Consider the following 18,933-nt stretch of genomic DNA (forward strand, 5'->3'; position numbering starts at 1 on the left):
TCTGGATGGCTTCGCTGCGCTCAATGACGGTGTGGTGGCAACCGTGCGTCATTACGCCGACCGCCGCCGCGGCGGCCGCGGCTTCAACATGGTGTCGGCGGGCGTAAGCAGCCGTCCGTCCTCCGCACGCATTTCGAGCTTCTTCACCGGGCGGTGCTTGGCGCGATCCACCAACACGGTCGCGATCTCCTCAGGCGCGTCGTCGAACTCCTCGCTCCATTGCCGCAGCGCGACCAGAATGGGGAAGGTGCCGCGGCCCTTCGGTGTCAGCACATATTCCTGATAGGCGCTGCCGTCGGAGGCGGGCGCGGTCGCCAGGATGCCGTGGTCGACCAGCGCGCGCAGCCGGACTGACAAGATGTTCTTGGCCATGCCGAGCTTGCCCTGGAATTCGCCGAAGCGGCGCAGGCCGAACAGCGCCTCGCGGATGATCAGCAGCGACCACCAATCGCCGAGCGCGTCCAGTGACCGCGCGATCGGACAGGCATCGCCCTCGAAGCTCGTTCGTTTCACCATCGTCGTCTGTCCTTTCGCGTTCGCACGATTGCCGAGCCGATCACGCGCTTGTGTGGTTGCATCATAAAACCATATGCCCTAGATGGCAATCTAGTTTCATAATGCAACTACTGGAGGCGAACGTGAGATTGACGAACAAGACGGCCCTGATCACCGGCGGCAACAGCGGCATCGGGCTGGCAACGGCCAAGCTGTTCGTGGCCGAAGGCGCCAAGGTGGTGATCACCGGACGCAACAAACAGACGCTGGAGGCGGCCGCGAAAGAGCTCGGGCCGAATGCACTTGCGCTCGCTGCGGACGCCACCGACATCGCCGCGACGGAAGCCGCGATCAAGCAGGGGGCCGAGAAGTTCGGCAAGTTCGACATCGTGTTCGCCAATGCCGGGATCGCCGGCGGAACGCCGCTCGGCTCGGCCACCCTCGAAGTGTTCGAGAAGGTCATCAGCACCAATCTGACGGGCGTGTTCTTCACGGTGCAGGCGGCACTGCCTTATCTCAACGACAATGCCTCGATCATCCTCAACGGCTCGGTGATCTCGGTGCTCGGCATTCCCGGTTACTCCGCCTACGGTGCCGCGAAGGCCGGCGTGCGCGCGATGGCGCGGATCATGGCCTCGGAGCTGTCGCCGCGCGGCATCCGCGTCAACGTGGTGGCGCCCGGCGCGATCCGCACGCCGATCTGGGGACCTGCAACCGCAACACCGGAAGCCGAGAAGGCCTTCGAGAAGCGGATCGCACTGTCGACGCCTCTGGGGCGCATCGGCGAAACCGATCACGTTGCCAAGACGGTGCTGTTCCTCGCCTCCGATGATTCCGCGCATGTGCAGGGCCAGGAGATCTTTGTCGACGGCGGCGCGGTGGCCTCGCCGAGCGGCGCGCCGATCTATCGCGGTTGATCAAGTGAAGTGAAAATTGAATCAGTCGGCGCGATCGTTGCGGTTGCGCCGACGGGTCTCTGCACCTCGCGAGCTGTATTTCCCTGAACCTTGCGTGAAGCGTTGAACCTTCGCGCAAGCTGCCAAGACATTTTTACGGGCAGGGGTCACAAGACTCATTTCAAGGGAGCCCGATATGCCAAAAGCAGCCCGCATTTTTTCATCGATTTCAGCGCCGCGCATTTACACCGAAAATTCCGCCGTTCCGGCCAGACGCTCCGATACCTCCGAACTCATCGGAGTAGTGCTGTTCGCGGGCATTGGCCTGTTCATCTCGCTCATCGCCGTGATCCTGGGCATGCAGGGCGTCTGGTTTTAGCTTCGCATATCGCGCCGCCGTCCATCAGCCGCCGCAGCGATTCCCGCGGCGGCTGATGCTTCGCTACGGCTTCAGGCCGCGCGCAGGCTGGTTGCCGCCTGAAGCGCGCCGGCCAGCGATTTTTCGCGGTGGTCCGGCCCGACCTGGATGCCGTCGGCAATGATGAATTCGGGATCATGGATGCCCATGAAGCCGAACACGCCGCGCAGATAGCTTTCGAGGTGCTCCAGCGCTGAAGCCGGCGAGCCCGCGCCGTAATAGCCGCCGCGCGAGATCGCCACGATCACGCGCTTGCCGCCGGCGAGCCCCTCGGGGCCGGCCGCGCCGTATTTGAAAGTCTTCCCCGCCACCATGATGCGGTCGATCCAAGCCTTGAGCTGGCTCGGAAGCGTGAAATTGTACATGGGCGCGCCGATGACGACGGTGTCGGCGGCCAAAAATTCGTTCAGCACGGCCGCGCTCGCAGCAAGATCAGGACCGAGTTCCGCCGGCGCGGGCGCGCCCTGCGCGGCGGCGAGGTGCGAGCCCGAGAGGTGCGCGAGCGGGGTCTGGGTCAGGTCGCGATAGGTGATGTCCAGCGCGGGCGTCGCCTGCCGGAGCCGGTCGACGATGGCCGCGGAGACCTGCCTGGACACGGAGTGGGGGCCGAGCACGCTGGAGTCGATATGGAGCAGTTTCATGTGGGGTCACCCTGGTATAAGTTTGTAACCAGCGCTACATGAGTGACCATAGAAATCCCCGCAAGAACGCACTTTTTTGAGCCATGGGCACATCTTTGAAACCTGAGAACACCGATTTGCCTGCTCCGCCGAGGCCAACTGCGAGGTCAGATGCGAGGCCAGATCCAATCCCGGACCCCAACCATGCGGATTGCCGCGGCGTGGCCTCCGTGCTGTCGCGCGTCGGCGACAAATGGAGCGTGTTCGTGATCATGATGCTCGGCGACGGGCCGAAACGCTTCAATGAGCTGAAGCGCATGATCAACGGCATCTCGCAGCGGATGCTGACCTTGACGCTGCGCGGGCTGGAGCGCGACGGCCTTGTCACGCGCACGATCTTTCCGACCATTCCGCCGCGCGTGGACTATGAGCTGACCGATCTCGGCCGCGGGCTGCAACAGCCGGTGAAAGCGCTCGGGCAGTGGGCGATCGACCATCTGGTGCAGATCGAGGCGGCGCGCACGAAGTTCGATCGGCGCAACGATCGCTAGATCAGAGACACCAACCCGCCGCCGTGACGTTCGAGCTTTCCGGCAAGCTCGAGCTCCAGCAGCACGGTGCGCACGATCGCAGGCGAGGCGCCGGACATCCGCACGAGATCGTCGATCGAGATGGGGGTGGGGCCGAGCAGGCCGGTGATCTGGTCGCGGTCGTGGCCTTTCGGATCGCTCTCGAACGGCTCGCTGTCGGGCTCGCTCGCAGGGATCATCAGCGGCCGCTCCATGATCGGTGCGACCGCATTGACGATGTCGGCAGCTTCGGTGACGAGCGTCGCGCCCTGCTTGATCAGGTCGTTGGTGCCGGCAGCGCGGGGATCGAGCGGCGAGCCGGGCACCGCGAACACCTCGCGGCCCTGTTCGGCCGCCATGCGCGCGGTGATCAGCGAGCCCGAGCGGTGCGCCGCCTCCACCACGACGACGCCGAGCGAAGCGCCCGAGATCAGGCGGTTGCGGCGGGGGAAATCGCGGGCGCGCGGCTCGTGGCCGAGCGGCATCTCGGAGATCGCAGCGCCTGCGTGGTCGAGGATCGCGGCGAGCAGGTCGCCATGCTCGGGCGGATAGATGCAATCATGGCCGCCGGCGAGCACCGCAACCGTGCCGCTCTCGACGCTGGTGCGATGCGCGGCCTGGTCGACGCCGCGCGCGAGCCCGGAGATGACGACGAAGCCGGCCTCGCCAAGCTCGCGCGCCAGCAGGCCTGCGAATTTCAGCCCGGCGCCGGAGGCGTTGCGCGAGCCGACGATCGCGATCATCGGCCGCATCAGGGTTTTGGCATCGCCGCGCACGGCGAGCAGCGGCGGCGCATCGTCGATCATCGCCAGCCGGGTCGGATAGCCGTCCTCGCCGGGCGTGCGCCAGGCGATGCCGAATTTGCGGCCTGCGGCGAGCTCGGCCTTGGCCTCATCCGCGCTGCAGATGCGCCCCGATCGCTGCGCACCGCCGCGGCGCGCCAGATCCGGCAGCCGCTCCAGCGCGGCGCGCGGGCTGCCGAAATGATCGACCAGCGAGCGGAAGGTGCGCGGGCCCACATTGTCGGAGCGGATCAGCCGCAGACGGTCGATCCGCTCAGCCTCGGTCAGCTCCACGCTCGGATTGATGGCGTCCACGGCGTCTCCTTGTAGCCGCAGCATGGAACAACCTGAGGGCGTTGCGCAACAGCGACGTGCGCTTGCGCGACCTCGCCCCGATGCTAAAAGCGATGCCAATAAGAAGGGTTTTGCCATGATCTCACTCGCCGACCTCCAGCGCCGCATCGAAGCGGGCGAGCTTTCGCCCGATGCCGCCATCGCCCAGTCGCATGCGGCGATCGAGGCCAGGGAGAAGGACGTCCACGCCTTCGTCCGTCACGACAAGGCTGCGAAGGCGCAAGGCACCGGCCCGCTGCGCGGTATCGCCGTCGGCATCAAGGACATCATCGATACCGCTGACATGCCGACCGAGATGGGCTCACAGATCTATCGCGGCTGGCAGCCGCGCGCGGATGCGCCTGTCGTGATGATGCTGAAGCGGGCAGGCGCCACCATCATCGGCAAGACCACGACCACGGCGTTTGCTTCGCGCGATCCGACCCCGACGCTCAATCCGCATAATTTCGGCCACTCGCCGGGCGGCTCGTCCGCGGGTTCGGCGGCGGCCGTCGGCGCCGGCATGATCCCGCTCGCGCTCGGCACCCAGACCGGCGGCTCGGTGATCCGGCCCGCCGCCTATTGCGGGACTGCTGCGATCAAGCCGTCGTTCCGGATGCTGCCGACGGTCGGCGTGAAATGCTATTCGTGGGCGCTCGACACGGTCGGCCTGTTCGGCGCCCGCGCCGAGGATCTCGCGTGCGGATTGCTGGCGATGACCGGCCGCAGCGAATTTTCCGGCATCGTCCCGGCGAAGGCGCCGCGCATCGGCGTGGTCAGGCAGGAGTTCGCCGGCGCCGTGGAGCCGGCGGCCGAAGAGGGCCTGCTGGCCGCGGTGAAGGCGGCGGAGCGCGCCGGTGCCAGCGTGCAGACGATCGATCTGCCCGAGGCGGTGCAGGAGGCCTGGCGCATCCATCCCATCGTCCAGGATTTCGAGGCGCATCGCGCGCTGGCCTGGGAGTTTTCCGAGCGTCACGACGAGATCGCGCCGATGCTGCGGGCGAGCCTCGATGCGACGGCCCATCTGACGCCGAAGGAATATGACGAGGCGCGCCGGATCAGCCGTCGCGGCCGCCGCGAGCTCGGCGAAGTGTTCGAAGGCGTCGACGTGCTCCTGACCTATTCGGCGCCCGGCCCAGCGCCGGCCAAGGCGCTCGCGACGACAGGCGATCCCCGCTACAACCGGCTGTGGACCTTGATGGGCAATCCTTGCGTCAACGTTCCCGTGCTGAAGGTGGGTGGCCTGCCGATCGGCGTGCAGGTGATCGCGCGCTTCGGCAACGACGCGCGCGCGCTCGCGACGGCGTGGTTCCTGGAGCAGGCGCTCGCGCGGGCGTGAGCGTGCGCCTTACCTCAACTTTATGTAAACGCGGCGGAGGCAACTGCGCCGCTCCTCGGCCGACCAATTGAATTCATGACTCTCCCGCACCGACAGGGTCCGCACGGCCCACAATTCTTCGCCGCGAACGAAAGTCTCGGCGAGATCGTCGAGGCGTTTTGTGATGTCGATCTCGCGGATGCCGCGACCGCCTGCGCGCGAACGATCAAGGTGCTGCCGACGACGTCGCCGGTTCTGATCGTTCATTATCGATCGCCAATGGCCTCGCACCGCGGAGTCTACAAGGGCACCGTCAACGGCATGCACACGCGCGCGGCGGCGCTGAAGCCGAGTGGCCCGGTCGGTGTCGTGCTGGTGCGGTTGAAGCCTGAGGCGGCGGATCGCGTGCTCGGGGTCAGGCCTGCCGACCTGCTCGATGCCAGCGTCGAAATCTCCGACATCTTCGGCGACAACGTTGCCGCATGGCTTGAAAAGCGGCTCGCCGGGGCTGGCAGCGCGGCTGCGCGCGTGACTTGCATGCAGGGCTTTCTCGAGCAGAGGCGGAGGCCGTCACGCCTCGATCCGCTGGTTGCACGGGCTATGCGGGCGATCAGGCGGAATCCGGCGATCTCGATGCGCGGGCTCGCCGATTGCCTCGACATTGGCGAACGCAGCCTTCAGCGCCGCTTCAAGACCGAGACCGGGGCGAGCGCGAAGCGGTTCGCACGGATCGAGCGGATGCTGCAGGCGATCGCGGCGCGCCGGTCCGGCGCCGATTGGGCCGATGTCGCGCATGCGTGCGGATTCACAGACCAGGCGCATCTGATCCGCGACTTTCGCACTTTCGCGGGAAGCTCGCCGGAGGTGTTCTGCCGGCGTGTCGCGCCCGACGGAGTGCAGGGGTGGAATGACGAACTTGCGTCGTCGGATTTTTACAATACGTTCGTCAGCTAGGCCGCTACCAGCGCGTCTCCAGACTTCGCAAGGAGACGCAAACATGTCGACAGAGTTCGCCCGCGGCACTCGGCTTCACAATGCCTTCAACAAGGAGACGTTTGTCTTCTCCGGACTGCTCGACAACCGTGACGTCGCACGTTTCGGTGTGACCCTCGAAAAGGACGGCTCGGGCGGCGGCAACGCGCTCGTGCACCTGCATCCCGGCGCGGACGAGCACTTTGCAGTGAAGAGTGGACGCATCAAGTTTGTCGTCGACGGGCGTGAGCAGTTGGTGGACGCCGGCGGCAGCGTGACCGTGCCACGTGGCAGGCCGCATTATTTCGCCAATGCCGGCGACGGTAACGCCGAGCTCGAGGTCTCGTTCACGCCAGCGCAGCAGCATCTGCGCTTCTTCGCCAATTTCGCGACGCTCACGGTGAAGCAACCTGCGTGGTTCTCTAGAGCGGGCGATCCGAACTTTCTCCTGATTGCACTGGTGCTGCACACCTATCGCGATCACCTCTATCTCGCGGGCGTGCCGATCTGGCTTCAGAAGCTGCTGTTCGCGATGCTTGCGCCCGTGGCGCGCCTCGTCGGCTACCGGATGGCAATCGAGCCGCTCAGCGAGGCGCTAGCCGGGGCCGGGTCTGGTTCGAACGCCTGAGGCGCAAATCAGAGCAGCGCCGGCTCGGCGGCGGACAAGACGCTTGGGGCCTCGGTCCCGGCCGCATCTTGCCCGAGCCAGCGCTCGGCGGCTGCGCGACCGCTCCGGTGCAGCAGGCGAATGAAGCCGTGGCCGAGATCGGTGGACGAACGCTGCGCCAGGCCGTCGACCGAGTCTTCCGCCGCGATCCTGGTGAGGCGCAGCGACGGCGCGGCATGCGCCTGCGCCCAGGCGATCGCGGCGATCTCGGCATTGAGGGCGGCGTTGGCCGCGATCTGGTCGAGCCGGCGGTCGATCGCGGCGAGCGTGATCGGCACGTAGGTGTCACGCGCCGGCGTGACCTGGACGAGCAGGACGTCAGACGTCGTCGTCTCCTGCGCCAGCCGCAGCAGCGGCGGGTTGCCGCCAAAGCCGCCGTCCCAATAGGCTTCGCCCTCGATCTCGACGGCGCAATGAACCAGCGGGGGACAGGTCGAGGCCAGCGCGACGTCGGCGGTGATGGCATCGTTGCGGAAGATCTGCTGCTGGCCGTCGCGGATCCGTGTCGCCGCGATCAAGAGCTTCGGGCACCCCGGAGTGAGCAGGGCGGCGAAATCGATGTCGCGCGTCAGCGCCTGCCGCAGCGGATCGAGATCGAACGGATCGAACTGGCCGGAGCGCAGCGTCGGACCGAACGCGACCGAGCTTCCCGCCGGCGAAAATCCGCCGACCAGCATCAGCGAGCGGAACGAGGCCTCGTGCATGAGGCGGAGCCAGAACCGGCCCAGCCGCGCCCGGGCAGCTTCGCGGCCGCCTTCGGCAAGGCCGGAGGCGAGCAGGAGCGCATTGATGGCGCCGGCACTGGCGCCGCTGATGGCGTCGATCTCGATCGGCTCTTCCAGCAGCCGCTCGAGCACGCCCCAGGTGAAGGCGGCAAAGGTGCCGCCGCCCTGCAGCGCCAGCGATAGCTTTCGCGGCGGCCATTGGCCGGCGGGCAGCTGCGCTGGCGCAACGGGCGCGGTCGTGGTCACTATCTCGGCCGTCACAGGCGCTTGCGCGATCGGATCAGGCTGCGGCGCTGGCGGCAAGACGGGAGGCGCGGGAGGCGGCGAGGGCGCATCGGACCAGATGTCGGTGGTCGAGAGCAGCCGGCTTGCCGCGGTGCGCAACGCACCTCGCGAACCGACCCCGTCATGCGCGCCGACCATCTTCTCGCTCATTCTGAGCAACCGCGTAACGCCATCTCGACTGTCAGGATGACAGGCATGGAACACATTCGCTACTGCCTGCCGCGAAAGCGCCGGCAGTTGCGAACAGGATTTGACATATAATGCGGAGAGGGGGCTTCGGTATCCGTAGATGTCCCGGCTTTAGACGCCGACCTCGAAGCGACTACGCCTTCTCGCCGATCCGGCTTTCTTTGCCGGCTTGCAATCGCTTGATGTTCTCGCGATGCGCGTAGAACAAGAGCAGCGTAAGCACCGCGAACAAGGCTGCGAGCGCGAGGTGCCCGAACCACCACAGGAACATTGGCGTGACGAACGCCGCCACCAGCGCGGAGAGCGAGGAGTAGCGGGTGGTGAAGGCGGTCGCCAGCCAGATCAGGCAGAACACGACGGCGCCGGGCCAGAACAGTCCGAGCAGGATGCCGATATAGACGGCCACGCCCTTGCCGCCCTTGAACTTGAGCCAGACCGGGAAGAGGTGGCCGAGGAAGGCGCCGAGCCCGGCCACCATGGCGGCATTGGGTCCTGCGATGTAGCCGGCGATCACCACCGCCACGGTGCCCTTGAGCGCGTCGAACAGCAGGGTGCCCGCCGCAAGGCTCTTGCGTCCCGTGCGCAGCACATTGGTGGCGCCGATGCTGCCGGAGCCGATCGAGCGGATATCCTGGGTGCCGGCGAGCCTGGTCAGGACCAGCCCGAACGGGATCGAGCCGAGGAGGTAGCCGATGACGAAGGCCACCGGCAGAAATGCTTCAAGCCCCATGGCGGCAGCTCCAAAGGCTGGATTTCACGTCAGACATGCTCGTAGACCGTGCGTCCGCCGACAATGGTGCGCACCACGCGGCCTGTAAAGCGGGCCTCGTCGAACGGGGTGTTCTTGCAGGGCGATTTGAGATCGGCGGGATCGACCACCCAGGGCACATCGGGGTCGATCACGATGACGTCGGCCGGGCTGCCTGCACGCAGGGTTCCGCCCGGTAGCCCCAGGATTTCGGCCGGCCGGGTCGACATCGCGCGGATCAGCGTCTTCAGTTCCAGCTCGCCATTGTGCACGAGGCGGAGGCCAGCGGGCAGCATGGTTTCGAGACCAACGGCGCCGGGAGCGGCTTCGGCGAACGGCAGGCGCTTGACCTCGACGTCCTGCGGATTGTGGTCTGACATGATGACGTCGAGGAGGCCGGAGGCGATTGCGGCCACCAGCGCGCGGCGGTCGTCCTCGGTCCGCAAAGGCGGCGACAGTTTCAGGAACGAGCGGTAGGGGCCGATGTCGTTCTCGTTCAGCGCAAGATGGTTGATCGAGACCGAGGCGCTGACGGCGAGCCCGGCGTCGCGCGCGCGCTGGAGGATCTCGAGCGAGTCGATGCAGGTCAGCGAGGCCGCGTGATAGCGGCCGCCGGTCAATGCCACGAGGCGCATGTCGCGTTCGAGGATCACGGCCTCGGCGGCATTCGGGATGCCCATCAGGCCGAGACGCGAGGCGAACTCGCCCTCGTTCATCACGCCTTCGCCGACGAGATCGGGGTCCTCGGTGTAGTGCACGATCAGCGCGTCGAAATCCCGCGCGTAGGTCAGCGCGCGCCGCATCACCTGCGCATTGGTCACGCTTCTGACGCCGTCGCTGAAGGCGATGGCGCCCGCGGCCTTGAGCAGACCGAATTCGGTCATCTCATCGCCGTGCATGCCCTTGGTGAGGGCCGCCATCGGCTGGATGTTGACGATCGCGGTGTCGCGGGCGCGACGCATCACGAAGTCGACGGTCGCCGAATTATCGATCACCGGAGACGTGTCGGGCTGGCAGATGATGGTGGTGATGCCGCCGGTCGCGGCGGCCTGGCTCGCGGTGGCAAAGGTCTCGCGATGGCTGAAGCCGGGTTCGCCGACGAAGGCGCGCATGTCGACCAGGCCGGGCGCCACGATCTTGCCGGTGCAGTTGACGATGTCGGTGCCTTCGGGGACGCCGGCCGCGCCGATGCCGCGGCGGGTCTCGCGGATGGCGCCGTCGGCGATGAGGACGTCGCCGACACCGTCGAAATCCCTGGAGGGATCGACGACGCGGGCGTTGGCGAGCAGGATGGGGCGGCGATCGGTCAACATCGGCATCACGCGTTCGGCAGGTTACGGGCGAGCGCTTCCAGCACCGCCATGCGCACGGCCACCCCCATCTCCACCTGTTCGCGGATCAGGGACTGCGCGCCGTCGGCCACGATCGAGTCGATCTCGACGCCGCGGTTCATGGGGCCCGGATGCATCACGAGTGCGTCGGGCTTGGCGTAGGCGAGCTTCTTCTGGTCGAGCCCGAAATAGTTGAAATATTCGGAGGACGACGGCACGAAGGAGCCGTTCATGCGCTCGCGCTGCAGCCGCAGCATCATGACGATGTCGGCGCCGTTGAGCCCCTCGCGCATGTCGCGCGCGACCTCGACGCCCATCCGCTCGATGCCCGGCGGCAGCAGCGTGGTGGGGCCGACCACGCGGACGCGGGCGCCCATCGTGTTGAGCAGGATGATGTTGGAGCGGGCGACCCGCGAATGCAGCACGTCGCCGCAGATCGCGACCACGAGCCCTTCGATCCGGCCCTTGTTGCGGCGGATGGTGAGCGCGTCGAGCAGGGCCTGGGTCGGATGCTCATGGGCGCCGTCGCCGGCATTGATCACGGAACCGTCAACCTTGCGCGCCAGCAGTTCCACCGCGCCGGAGGCATGATGGCGCATCACCAGGATGTCCGGGTGCATCGCGTTCAGCGTCATCGCGGTGTCGATCAGCGTCTCGCCCTTCTTCATGGACGAGGAGGACACCGACATGTTCATGACGTCGGCGCCCAGGCGCTTGCCGGCGAGCTCGAACGAGGATTGGGTCCGGGTGGAAGCCTCGAAGAAGAGGTTCACCTGCGTCCGTCCCCGCAGGACGGTGCGCTTCTTGTCAACCTGGCGGTTGAGCTCGACATATTCTTCGGACAGGTCGAGGAGGCCGGTGATGTCGGCCGCGGAAAGGCCCTCGATGCCCAGCAAATGCCGGTGGCCGAGGACGAAGGTCGATTTCGATGTCATTAAAACGAGAGCTATAGGCGCGGATGCATGAGGGGGCAAGGGCCAATGCCGGGGCGGGGAGTTATCCCCTGAGGAGTCTGGTACACGGTCATTCCGGGATGGCGCGCAAGCGCCAGACCCGGAATCTCGAGATTCCGGGTTCGATGCTTCGCATCGCCCCGGAATGACAGGGAAGTTTAGATGCGCTCCATCAAATCGATTTTGATCGTACTTTTAACAATCGCCTCCATCTCATCCGCGTTGGCCCAATCGCTCCCCGGCGGCTTCGTCTATCTGCGCGAGATCGATCCCGGCATCATCCAGGACATCCGCTATGCCACCTCGAACAATTTCGTCGGCCGTCCGCTCGCCGGCTACGGCGCCGGCGAATGTGTGGTGAAGCGCGAGGTCGGGCTGCGGCTGAAGGCGGTGCAGCAGGAGCTCGCGGCGCAAAACCTCTCGCTGAAGATGTTCGACTGCTACCGGCCGGCGCGGGCCTCGCTCGACATGGTGAAGTGGTCGCAGAACGGACACGAGACGGTCGCCGAGCGGCGCTACAATCCCAAGATCCCCAAGACCGAGCTGTTCCGCCTCGGCTACATCGCGAGCCGCTCGCAGCATTCGACGGGTGCCGCCCTCGATCTGACCTTGGTCGATCTCAAAGCCGACAACGCCGCCAAATATGATGCGGCAAAGACCTATGCCGACTGCACGGCGCCGGTCGAAGCGCGCGCGCCCGAAGGCAGCGTCGACATGGGCACCGGCTACGATTGCACCGACACGAGGGGCCATACTGCGGCACCGTCGATCACACCGGAGCAGCGCGCCTGGCGCAAGCGGCTGGTGGCTGCGATGGCCAGGCAAGGCTTTGTGAACTATTCGAAGGAGTGGTGGCATTTTTCCCTGCCGGGGGCCGGCGGGGCAGCCTATGATTTCCCGATTCAGCCGCGCCGGAACTAAAGTCCGCGCCGAGGAAACCTGATGACCCAGCCGAGCTTCGCGACCCACGAGGTCTTCAACCAGTCGCCGCCGTTCGAGGATATCGACCTGTTCGCCGTGGATCGGCCGCTGATCGATGCGGTGAAGGCCAATGGCGGCGCGGCGGCGGAACGCGAGCTGTCCGAGTTCGGCAGGCAGTGGGGCTCGGCCGCGATGGCCGATCGCGGGCGCGTCGCGAACGAGAGCACGCCGAAGCTGCGCACCTTCGACGCAAAAGGCAATCGCCGCGACCAGGTGGAGTTTCACCCGGCCTATCACGAGCTGATGGCGCACAGCGCTCATGCCGGCGTCCACAATTCGACCTGGACCGCGAACGGCAGACCTGCGGGCGATGCCGCCGAAGTTATCCGCGCCGCAAAATTCTACATGGCCGCGCAAGTCGAGACCGGCCACCTCTGTCCGATCACGATGACGCGCGCCTCCGTCGGTGCGCTGGCGATGCAGCCGGATCTGCTCGGCAAGGTGATGCCGGTGCTGTCGACCCGGAGCTACGACCCGAGCTTTGCGCCGTGGTGGCAGAAGCGCGGCATGACCCTCGGCATGGGCATGACCGAGAAGCAGGGCGGCACCGACGTGCGTGCCAACATGACGCGTGCCGTGCCCGACGGCGATGCCTATCGCATCACCGGCCACAAATGGTTCATGTCGGCGCCGATGTGCGATGCGTTCCTGGTGCTGGCGCAGGCGGACAGCGGGCTGACCTGTTTCTTCATGCCGCGCTTTGCGCCGGATGGTTCGGTGAATGCGATCCAGTTCCAGCGGCTGAAGGACAAGCTCGGCAATCGCTCCAATGCCTCGTCCGAAGTCGAGTTCGTCGGTGCTTACGCCGAACGGGTCGGCGAGGAGGGCAAGGGCATCCGCACCATCATCCAGATGGTGCAGCTGACGCGCCAGGATTGCGCGATCGCCTCCGTCGGCCTGATGCGCTCGGGGCTGGCGCATGCGCTGCATCACGCTCGTCACCGCAGCGTGTTCCAGAAGCATCTGGCCGATCAGCCCCTGATGCGGGCGGTGCTGTCGGACATGGCGCTGCATGTGGAGGCGAGCACGGCGCTGGTGATCCGGCTGTGCCGCGCCTTCGACCGCATGCCGCACGATGCGGCGGAGGCCGCCTATATGCGGCTCCTGACTCCTGCGATCAAATACTGGACCTGCAAGAGTGCGCCGCCGTTCCTCTATGAGGCCATGGAGTGCCTGGGCGGCAACGGCTATGTCGAGGACGGCATTCTGGCGCGGCACTATCGGGAGTCGCCGGTCAACGCGATCTGGGAAGGTTCGGGCAACGTGATGTGCCTCGACGTGCTCCGCGCGCTCTCGCGCGAGCCGGAGGCCGCAATGGCGGTGCTGCAATCGCTTGCGGCCGAGACGAAGGGCCTGCCCGGAGCAGGCGAAGCGATTGCGTTCATCGGTCAGACCTTCCGCCGCGCCGATGGCGAGCGCGTGGCGCGGCTTGCGGTCGAGAAGCTGGCACTGCTTGCCGCCGCCGCGGCGCTCAACGGCGTGTCGCCGCGCCACGCCGAACTGTTTGCCGCCACGCGCCTCGCAGCGACCCACGCCAGCATGTATGGCGCGGTCGAGCTGGAGAGCGGCGAGATGCGCGCGCTGCTGGAGCGGGCGCTGCCGTGATCATTTATTCCGTCATTCCGGGCGCCCCGGAATGACGGGTTGAACCCAACGAAAGCCTCCTGATGGACTCCCTCAATCCCGACCATCCGCCGCTGACCGTGACGCCTGCGCCGCCGCGCGTCTGGATGTTCTGGGGCACCGCGTTGTGGGGCCTCTTCATCTTCGTGGCGATGTTCGTCGGGCAGATCGGCGCCGTCGTCCTGCTGGTGGCGCAGCGCGGCCTTCCCATGGACTTCGCCTCGATCCAGGCGGTCGGCCACGATCCGCAGGCCCTCGCGCTCTCGGTCATCATGGGCCTGCCGGCGACGGTCTTGGCGGTGTGGCTCGCCATTGCCATCAAGAAAGCCTCCTTCGTCGACTATCTCGCGCTGCATTGGCCGTCCTGGAGGCAGCTCCTGTTCGGCGCGGCCGGCCTCATCCTGCTGGTGCTGGTCTGGGAGACGATGTCGCGCGCGCTCGGCCGCGAGGCGACGCCGGGCTTCATGACGGATCTGCTGAAATCGGGTCGCGACAAGGGCGCGGCGCTGCTGCTGCTGTTCGCCTTCAGCGTCGCTGCGCCGATGTCGGAGGAGATCCTGGCGCGCGGCTTCCTCTTTCGCGGCTGGTCGGGGAGCTTTTTGCGCGTGCCCGGCGCGATACTTTTGTCGTCGCTGGTCTGGACGGTCGTGCACCTGCAATACGACATGTACTTCCTCGCCGAAGTCTTCACCATCGGCCTGTGGTTCGGCTACATGCGCTATCGCGCGAATTCTCTCTGGCTCACCATCGTGCTGCACGCACTGAACAATCTGACCGCGGTGGTGCTGACGATGTGGCTGGGGAGCTAGGCCGCCAGCGCGATCACGATCGGCATCGTGATCGCCGCCAAGATCGTCTGCAGCGTGATGATCTGCGCCAGCAGCGGGGCATCGCCGCCCATCTGGCGCGCCATCACATAGGCGCTGGACGAGGTCGGCACCGCCGCGCAGATCGCCACGATGGCGCGGCTGTCGCCCGACAGTCCGAACCAGACGGCCAGCGCCAGCGCCAGCGCAGGCATCAGCGCGAGCTTGAAGACGACGCCGATGGCCGCGGCCAGGCTTGGACGCAAGAGGCCTTCGAGATGCAGGCCGGCGCCGGTGACGAGCAGGCCGATCGCGAGCGAGGAGCGGCCGAGCGCGTCCGCCACCTCGTGCCAGAGTTTTGGCAGCGGCAGATGGGTGACATTGACGAAGAGCCCGATCGCGCAGGCCCAGATCAGGGGATTGCGGATCACCGTCATGACGATGGTCCGCGCTGACTGCTTCTCCGGCGCGGCGTAATGGGCGAGCACCACGACGCTCAACACGTTGACGAGGGGAATGATCGCGACCATCGCGACAGAGGCGAGCGCCAGCCCGACATCGCCAAACATGTTGGCGGCCACCGACAGCCCCACGAAGGTCTGCCAGCGTGTCGCGCCCTGGAAGATCGAGGTGAAGGCGGGCCCGTCGATATCGAGCCGGGCTAGGGTGGGGCGGAGCGCGAGGCAGAGCAGCGACATCGCCAGCGCCGACAGCAGCAGCGCGCCGCCGACGCCGGCGACCGGCACCTTCGAGAGGTCGGCCTTCACCAGCGTCTGGATCAGCAGCATCGGAAACAGCACGAAATAGGTCAGCCGCTCCAGCCCGTGCCACTGCGTGTCCAGCCGCATCAGGCTGCGCTTCAAGACGACACCGAGCACGATGAGGATGAAGACCGGCAGCAGCGCCGCAATCACGACGGCCATCGGTCAGGTGGTCCCTGAACGGAGATTGGCGAGGCGGTCGAGCGCGCCTTGCAGGATGAAGATCGCGGCGTGCTCGTCGATGACCTCGGCGCGCTTGGCGCGGCTGACATCCATGCCGATCAGTTCGCGCTCGACGGCCGCGGTCGAGAGCCGCTCGTCCCACAGGCCGATGGGCAGGGCGGTCAGGCCGGCGAAATTGCGGGCGAAGGCGCGGGTGGATTGCGCGCGCGGACCCTCGCTGCCGTCCATGTTGATGGGCAGGCCGAGCACGAAGCCGACCACCCTGCGCTCGGCCGCAATCGCGAGCAGCCGGGCGGCGTCCTGCTTGAACTGCTTGCGCTGGACCGTCTCGACGCCGGTCGCAAGCCGCCGGTCCGGATCGGATACGGCAACGCCGATGGTCTTGGTGCCGAGGTCGAGCCCGACCAGCGCGCCGCGGGCGGGCCAGTGGGTTGCAGCATCGACGAGAGGCAGGATAAGAGCCGGCATGGCGTAGCGCATATCACGCGTTGCGCCGCGGAGTGAACCCGGAACAATGGATGCGCTGACATTATTCGGTCTGTTCGCCGTCACGGCGACGCTGGTCAGTTACGCCCTGGAAGATCGCAGCCATTGGTTCGTGCTGTTGTTCGCCGCATCCTGCGCGCTCGGCTCGGCTTACGGCTTTCTCCAGGGCGCCTGGCCGTTCGGGCTGGTGGAAGCGATCTGGGCCGTCGTGGCGCTACGGCGGTGGCAGCTGAAGCCGTAGATTATCCGGCGGCGGCAACATGCGCGCGCAATCGTGATGCACAAAGTGCGTCGATCATTTGTGGCAAATCTCACACGTCGGACGCCGCCGACCATGGCATGATGTCGCGTCTCCGGCTGCGCGCATCGATTGACGCTCTGGTTGCGGCGATGTAGATATATAGGTCTAAAGTAGTGTGGGGCGCGTGCCCCGATTTCCAGAACGATCGGCAGCGACCGGCAGTCCCGCCCGTGCTGCAACCTTGGCGCAAATTTTTAATGCGCCCCGACCACGTCCCATATTCGCCCAATCATTTGAGAGGTCACGATGCTCATCAAGCCAAGCCTGATCGCGGGCTCAGAAAGGCGATTCAAGCAAGCCGAGTTCTCACCCGACGCCCTGAACCGGAAACTGGGCGACGGTCCGATCGAGATGACGGTCGAGAAGATGCGCCTGCGCCAGCGCCAGCTGCTGGCCGAGACGCAGGATGTGGAGAAGGCCGAGATCGGCCTGGAGCGGATCATCCAGGGCAATGATCTCGACAGCATCAATTACCTCGCCAAGGGGACCGCGGCCTCGCGCTCGGTCTGCCGCATTCAGCTCAGGGATCTCAAGTCGAATCTGCTCGGCTACGGCTCGGGCTTTCTGATCGGGCCGGGCCTGCTGCTGACCAACCATCATGTCTTCGGCAAGCCGGCCGAGGCCGCCAATTCGATCGCCGATTTCAACTATGAGCTCGATGTCTCCGGACAGGAGCGCGTGCCGGTGCGGTTCGGCTTCGAGCCGGGCAAATTCTTCTACACCAATGACAGGCTGGATTTTTCGATCGTCGCGGTGGCGCCGACCTCGCTGTCAGGCGGGGAGGAGCTCGAGGATTGGGGATGGCTGCCGCTCAGCGGCGCGCCCGGCAAGGCGGACCCCGGCGAGTACCTCACCATCGTCCAGCATCCCAGCGGGCAGATGAAGCAGGTCTGCGTCCGCGAGAACAAGCTGCTCAAATATGTCGGCGACTTCCTCTGGTACAACACCGATACGACGGCGGGATCATCGGGCTCGCCGGCATTCAATCGCTTCTGGCAAGTGGTCGCGCTGCACCACAGCGGCGTTCCCCGGAAGGATGGGCAGGGCCGCACCCTGACCAAGGACGGCAAGGTGTGGAAGTCGTCGATGGACGAATCCCTGATCGACTGGGTCGCCAATGAAGGCATCCGCATCAGCGCCATCGTCGCCGATCTCAAGGTCGCCGTCGGCTCCCATCCCCTGATCAAGCCGGTGCTGGACGAGGAGGAGCCGCCGAACCGGCAGGAGAACGAGAAGGTCCGCGCGCCGGTCGCCGCGCCCGCTTACGGCGCCAACATCTGGGTCGAGCAGTCGCTCGACGGCGCCGCGCTGGTGGTCCCGATCCGGGTGCCGCTGCCGATGTTCAGGAAGGAAATCCCGTTCGCGCCGTTGGCACCCGTGCCGGGCCCGGCGGGGGGCAACGGAGGAGCGCCGAACGGCGGCATGCAGAACGGCGGCACGCCGTTGATCCCGCCGCCGGCCGGCCTGCTGCCGCACATCAGTGCGAACAACGGCCTGCCCATGGAAGCCGTGCATATCGATCAGAGCACGCTGAAATCGCGTCCCGGCTACAAGGCGAGTTTCCTCGGCACCGGCAAATTCTCGGTGTCCCTGCCGAAGATTCCGGCCGCCCTCAAGTCCCGGATCGCGACGCTCAAGGGCAGCGCCAAGCAGTCCGAGCTGAAATATTTCAACTACAGCGTCGTCATGAACAAGGAGCGCCGGCTCGCCTTCTTCAGCTGTGTCAATATCGACGGGGGCCAGCAGCAGGACGTCGGCAAGCGTGAAGGCGATTCCTGGCTGCGCGATCCGCGCATCGACGACGATGCCCAGATCGGCGACGAGTTCTACCGCAAGCAGGCCACCTTCGAAGCGGACCGCAGCAAGAACCCGTTCGATCGCGGTCATCTCGTGCGCCGCCTCGATGCGACCTGGGGCGACACCGTCGCCGCGGCCAAGCAGCATGGCGACGATTCCTTCCACTTCACCAATTGCTCGCCGCAGTTCTTCTCGTTCAACCAGGGCAAGCAGCTCTGGGCGGGACTGGAGGATTATACGCGCGATGTCCTGCTCGAAGGGGAGGAGAAGGGCATCGTCATGAACGGTCCGGTGTTCGACGGGCCGGATGCCGACGGATCCGATCTGCCCAATCCGGCCGGGCGGCCGCACAAGGACCCGAGCTTCGGCGGCGTTCAAATCCCGAAATATTTCTGGAAGATCCTGATCCGGCGCAACGAGGATGACGACGCGCTCAAGGCGGCGGCCTTCCTGATGAGCCAGCGAAAGCTGGTCATGGAAATCGATCGCATCCAGGAGGTGGATCTGCGCGAAAAGATGTCGGAGGAGGACGTCAGCGTCTTCCAGGTCTCGATCGCGGACCTGGCGAAACTGACCAAGCTCGACTTCGGCAATCTCGCCGACTCGGATTCGCACGAGGCGACCTCGGTCGGCCCGCGGCGGATCGAGTCCTATGAGGACATTCGGCTCTAGAACAGCGCGGCCTGACGCGGCG

General features: G+C 66.1%; 20 protein-coding genes. 11 read left to right on the plus strand and 9 right to left on the minus strand.

All coding sequences use genetic code 11. From position 1 onward, the window contains the following. Positions 1–51 precede the first annotated feature (51 nt). On the minus strand, positions 52–516 hold the full coding sequence (locus AABA86_RS18350) for a winged helix-turn-helix transcriptional regulator (protein WP_338307795.1): 465 nt from the start codon (positions 514–516) through the stop codon (positions 52–54). A gap of 122 nt (positions 517–638) precedes the next feature. On the opposite strand from AABA86_RS18350, the gene AABA86_RS18355 reads away from it, so the two are divergent. After that, a complete protein-coding gene (locus AABA86_RS18355) occupies positions 639–1,412 on the plus strand; it encodes an SDR family oxidoreductase (RefSeq protein WP_212245066.1) in 774 nt (257 codons plus the stop codon). A 175-nt stretch (positions 1,413–1,587) separates the two neighbouring features. Beyond that, complete coding sequence (locus tag AABA86_RS18360; RefSeq protein WP_338307798.1) at positions 1,588–1,770, plus strand: hypothetical protein; 183 nt, start codon at positions 1,588–1,590, stop codon at positions 1,768–1,770. Positions 1,771–1,841: 71 nt separating this feature from the next. Here the strand turns inward: AABA86_RS18360 and AABA86_RS18365 are convergent, their stop codons facing one another. Next, a complete protein-coding gene (locus AABA86_RS18365) occupies positions 1,842–2,450 on the minus strand; it encodes an FMN-dependent NADH-azoreductase (protein ID WP_212245056.1) in 609 nt (202 codons plus the stop codon). Positions 2,451–2,533: 83 nt separating this feature from the next. On the opposite strand from AABA86_RS18365, the gene AABA86_RS18370 reads away from it, so the two are divergent. Continuing rightward, a complete protein-coding gene (locus AABA86_RS18370; RefSeq protein ID WP_338307800.1) occupies positions 2,534–2,980 on the plus strand; it encodes a winged helix-turn-helix transcriptional regulator in 447 nt (148 codons plus the stop codon). On the opposite strand, the gene dprA is transcribed toward AABA86_RS18370, so the two are convergent. Next, the gene (gene dprA / locus AABA86_RS18375; protein ID WP_338307802.1) at positions 2,977–4,119 is read right to left on the minus strand and encodes a DNA-processing protein DprA; all 1,143 of its coding nucleotides are present in this window, start codon (positions 4,117–4,119) and stop codon (positions 2,977–2,979) included. The two genes, AABA86_RS18370 and dprA, sit on opposite strands and share 4 nt — an antisense overlap. 91 nt (positions 4,120–4,210) lie before the next feature. Between dprA and AABA86_RS18380 the strand changes: the two genes are divergently transcribed. The 3 genes from AABA86_RS18380 to AABA86_RS18390 all read left to right on the plus strand — a co-directional run bounded on the left by AABA86_RS18380 (position 4,211) and on the right by AABA86_RS18390 (position 7,031). Continuing rightward, positions 4,211–5,452, plus strand: coding sequence for an amidase (locus AABA86_RS18380; protein WP_338307803.1), 1,242 nt, complete (start codon positions 4,211–4,213; stop codon positions 5,450–5,452). Between the two features lie 75 nt (positions 5,453–5,527). Beyond that, the gene (locus tag AABA86_RS18385) at positions 5,528–6,385 is read left to right on the plus strand and encodes a helix-turn-helix domain-containing protein (protein WP_338307805.1); all 858 of its coding nucleotides are present in this window, start codon (positions 5,528–5,530) and stop codon (positions 6,383–6,385) included. A gap of 43 nt (positions 6,386–6,428) precedes the next feature. Then, positions 6,429–7,031, plus strand: coding sequence for a cupin domain-containing protein (locus AABA86_RS18390; protein WP_338307807.1), 603 nt, complete (start codon positions 6,429–6,431; stop codon positions 7,029–7,031). An 8-nt stretch (positions 7,032–7,039) separates the two neighbouring features. On the opposite strand, the gene AABA86_RS18395 is transcribed toward AABA86_RS18390, so the two are convergent. The 4 genes from AABA86_RS18395 to AABA86_RS18410 all read right to left on the minus strand — a co-directional run bounded on the left by AABA86_RS18395 (position 7,040) and on the right by AABA86_RS18410 (position 11,283). Further along, entirely contained in the window at positions 7,040–8,230 is a 1,191-nt protein-coding gene (locus tag AABA86_RS18395) for a patatin-like phospholipase family protein (protein ID WP_338307808.1), read from the minus strand. A gap of 172 nt (positions 8,231–8,402) precedes the next feature. Beyond that, positions 8,403–8,999, minus strand: a complete 597-nt coding sequence (gene plsY, locus AABA86_RS18400) for a glycerol-3-phosphate 1-O-acyltransferase PlsY (RefSeq protein ID WP_028143933.1) — start codon at positions 8,997–8,999, stop codon at positions 8,403–8,405. 29 nt (positions 9,000–9,028) lie between these two features. Continuing rightward, positions 9,029–10,330 (minus strand): dihydroorotase, encoded by a 1,302-nt coding sequence (locus AABA86_RS18405; protein ID WP_212245290.1) that lies wholly within the window; start codon positions 10,328–10,330, stop codon positions 9,029–9,031. Between the two features lie 5 nt (positions 10,331–10,335). Next, positions 10,336–11,283 (minus strand): aspartate carbamoyltransferase catalytic subunit, encoded by a 948-nt coding sequence (locus AABA86_RS18410; RefSeq protein WP_018321103.1) that lies wholly within the window; start codon positions 11,281–11,283, stop codon positions 10,336–10,338. A 180-nt stretch (positions 11,284–11,463) separates the two neighbouring features. Here AABA86_RS18410 and AABA86_RS18415 point away from each other — a divergent pair, with 180 nt between their 5' ends. The 3 genes from AABA86_RS18415 (at position 11,464) to AABA86_RS18425 (ending at position 14,714) form a co-directional block, all read left to right on the plus strand. After that, a complete protein-coding gene (locus AABA86_RS18415; RefSeq protein ID WP_212245038.1) occupies positions 11,464–12,222 on the plus strand; it encodes a M15 family metallopeptidase in 759 nt (252 codons plus the stop codon). Positions 12,223–12,243: 21 nt separating this feature from the next. Then, entirely contained in the window at positions 12,244–13,887 is a 1,644-nt protein-coding gene (locus tag AABA86_RS18420) for an isovaleryl-CoA dehydrogenase (RefSeq protein WP_338307809.1), read from the plus strand. Between the two features lie 62 nt (positions 13,888–13,949). After that, entirely contained in the window at positions 13,950–14,714 is a 765-nt protein-coding gene (locus tag AABA86_RS18425) for a CPBP family intramembrane glutamic endopeptidase (RefSeq protein WP_212245034.1), read from the plus strand. Here the strand turns inward: AABA86_RS18425 and AABA86_RS18430 are convergent. Together AABA86_RS18430 and ruvX are read right to left on the minus strand one after the other, a co-directional pair. Next, positions 14,711–15,634 (minus strand): AEC family transporter, encoded by a 924-nt coding sequence (locus AABA86_RS18430; RefSeq protein ID WP_338307811.1) that lies wholly within the window; start codon positions 15,632–15,634, stop codon positions 14,711–14,713. The two genes, AABA86_RS18425 and AABA86_RS18430, sit on opposite strands and share 4 nt — an antisense overlap. Positions 15,635–15,637: 3 nt before the next feature. After that, positions 15,638–16,123 (minus strand): Holliday junction resolvase RuvX, encoded by a 486-nt coding sequence (ruvX, locus tag AABA86_RS18435; RefSeq protein ID WP_338307813.1) that lies wholly within the window; start codon positions 16,121–16,123, stop codon positions 15,638–15,640. A 46-nt stretch (positions 16,124–16,169) separates the two neighbouring features. Between ruvX and AABA86_RS18440 the strand changes: the two genes are divergently transcribed. Beyond that, positions 16,170–16,382, plus strand: coding sequence for a hypothetical protein (locus tag AABA86_RS18440; protein WP_338307814.1), 213 nt, complete (start codon positions 16,170–16,172; stop codon positions 16,380–16,382). A 306-nt stretch (positions 16,383–16,688) separates the two neighbouring features. Beyond that, a complete protein-coding gene (locus tag AABA86_RS18445; protein ID WP_338307815.1) occupies positions 16,689–18,911 on the plus strand; it encodes a DNA/RNA non-specific endonuclease in 2,223 nt (740 codons plus the stop codon). Positions 18,912–18,933: the final 22 nt, after the last annotated feature.

The organism is Bradyrhizobium sp. TM233, assembly GCF_036247965.1.
Classification (GTDB): Bacteria; Pseudomonadota; Alphaproteobacteria; order Rhizobiales; family Xanthobacteraceae; genus Bradyrhizobium; species Bradyrhizobium ottawaense.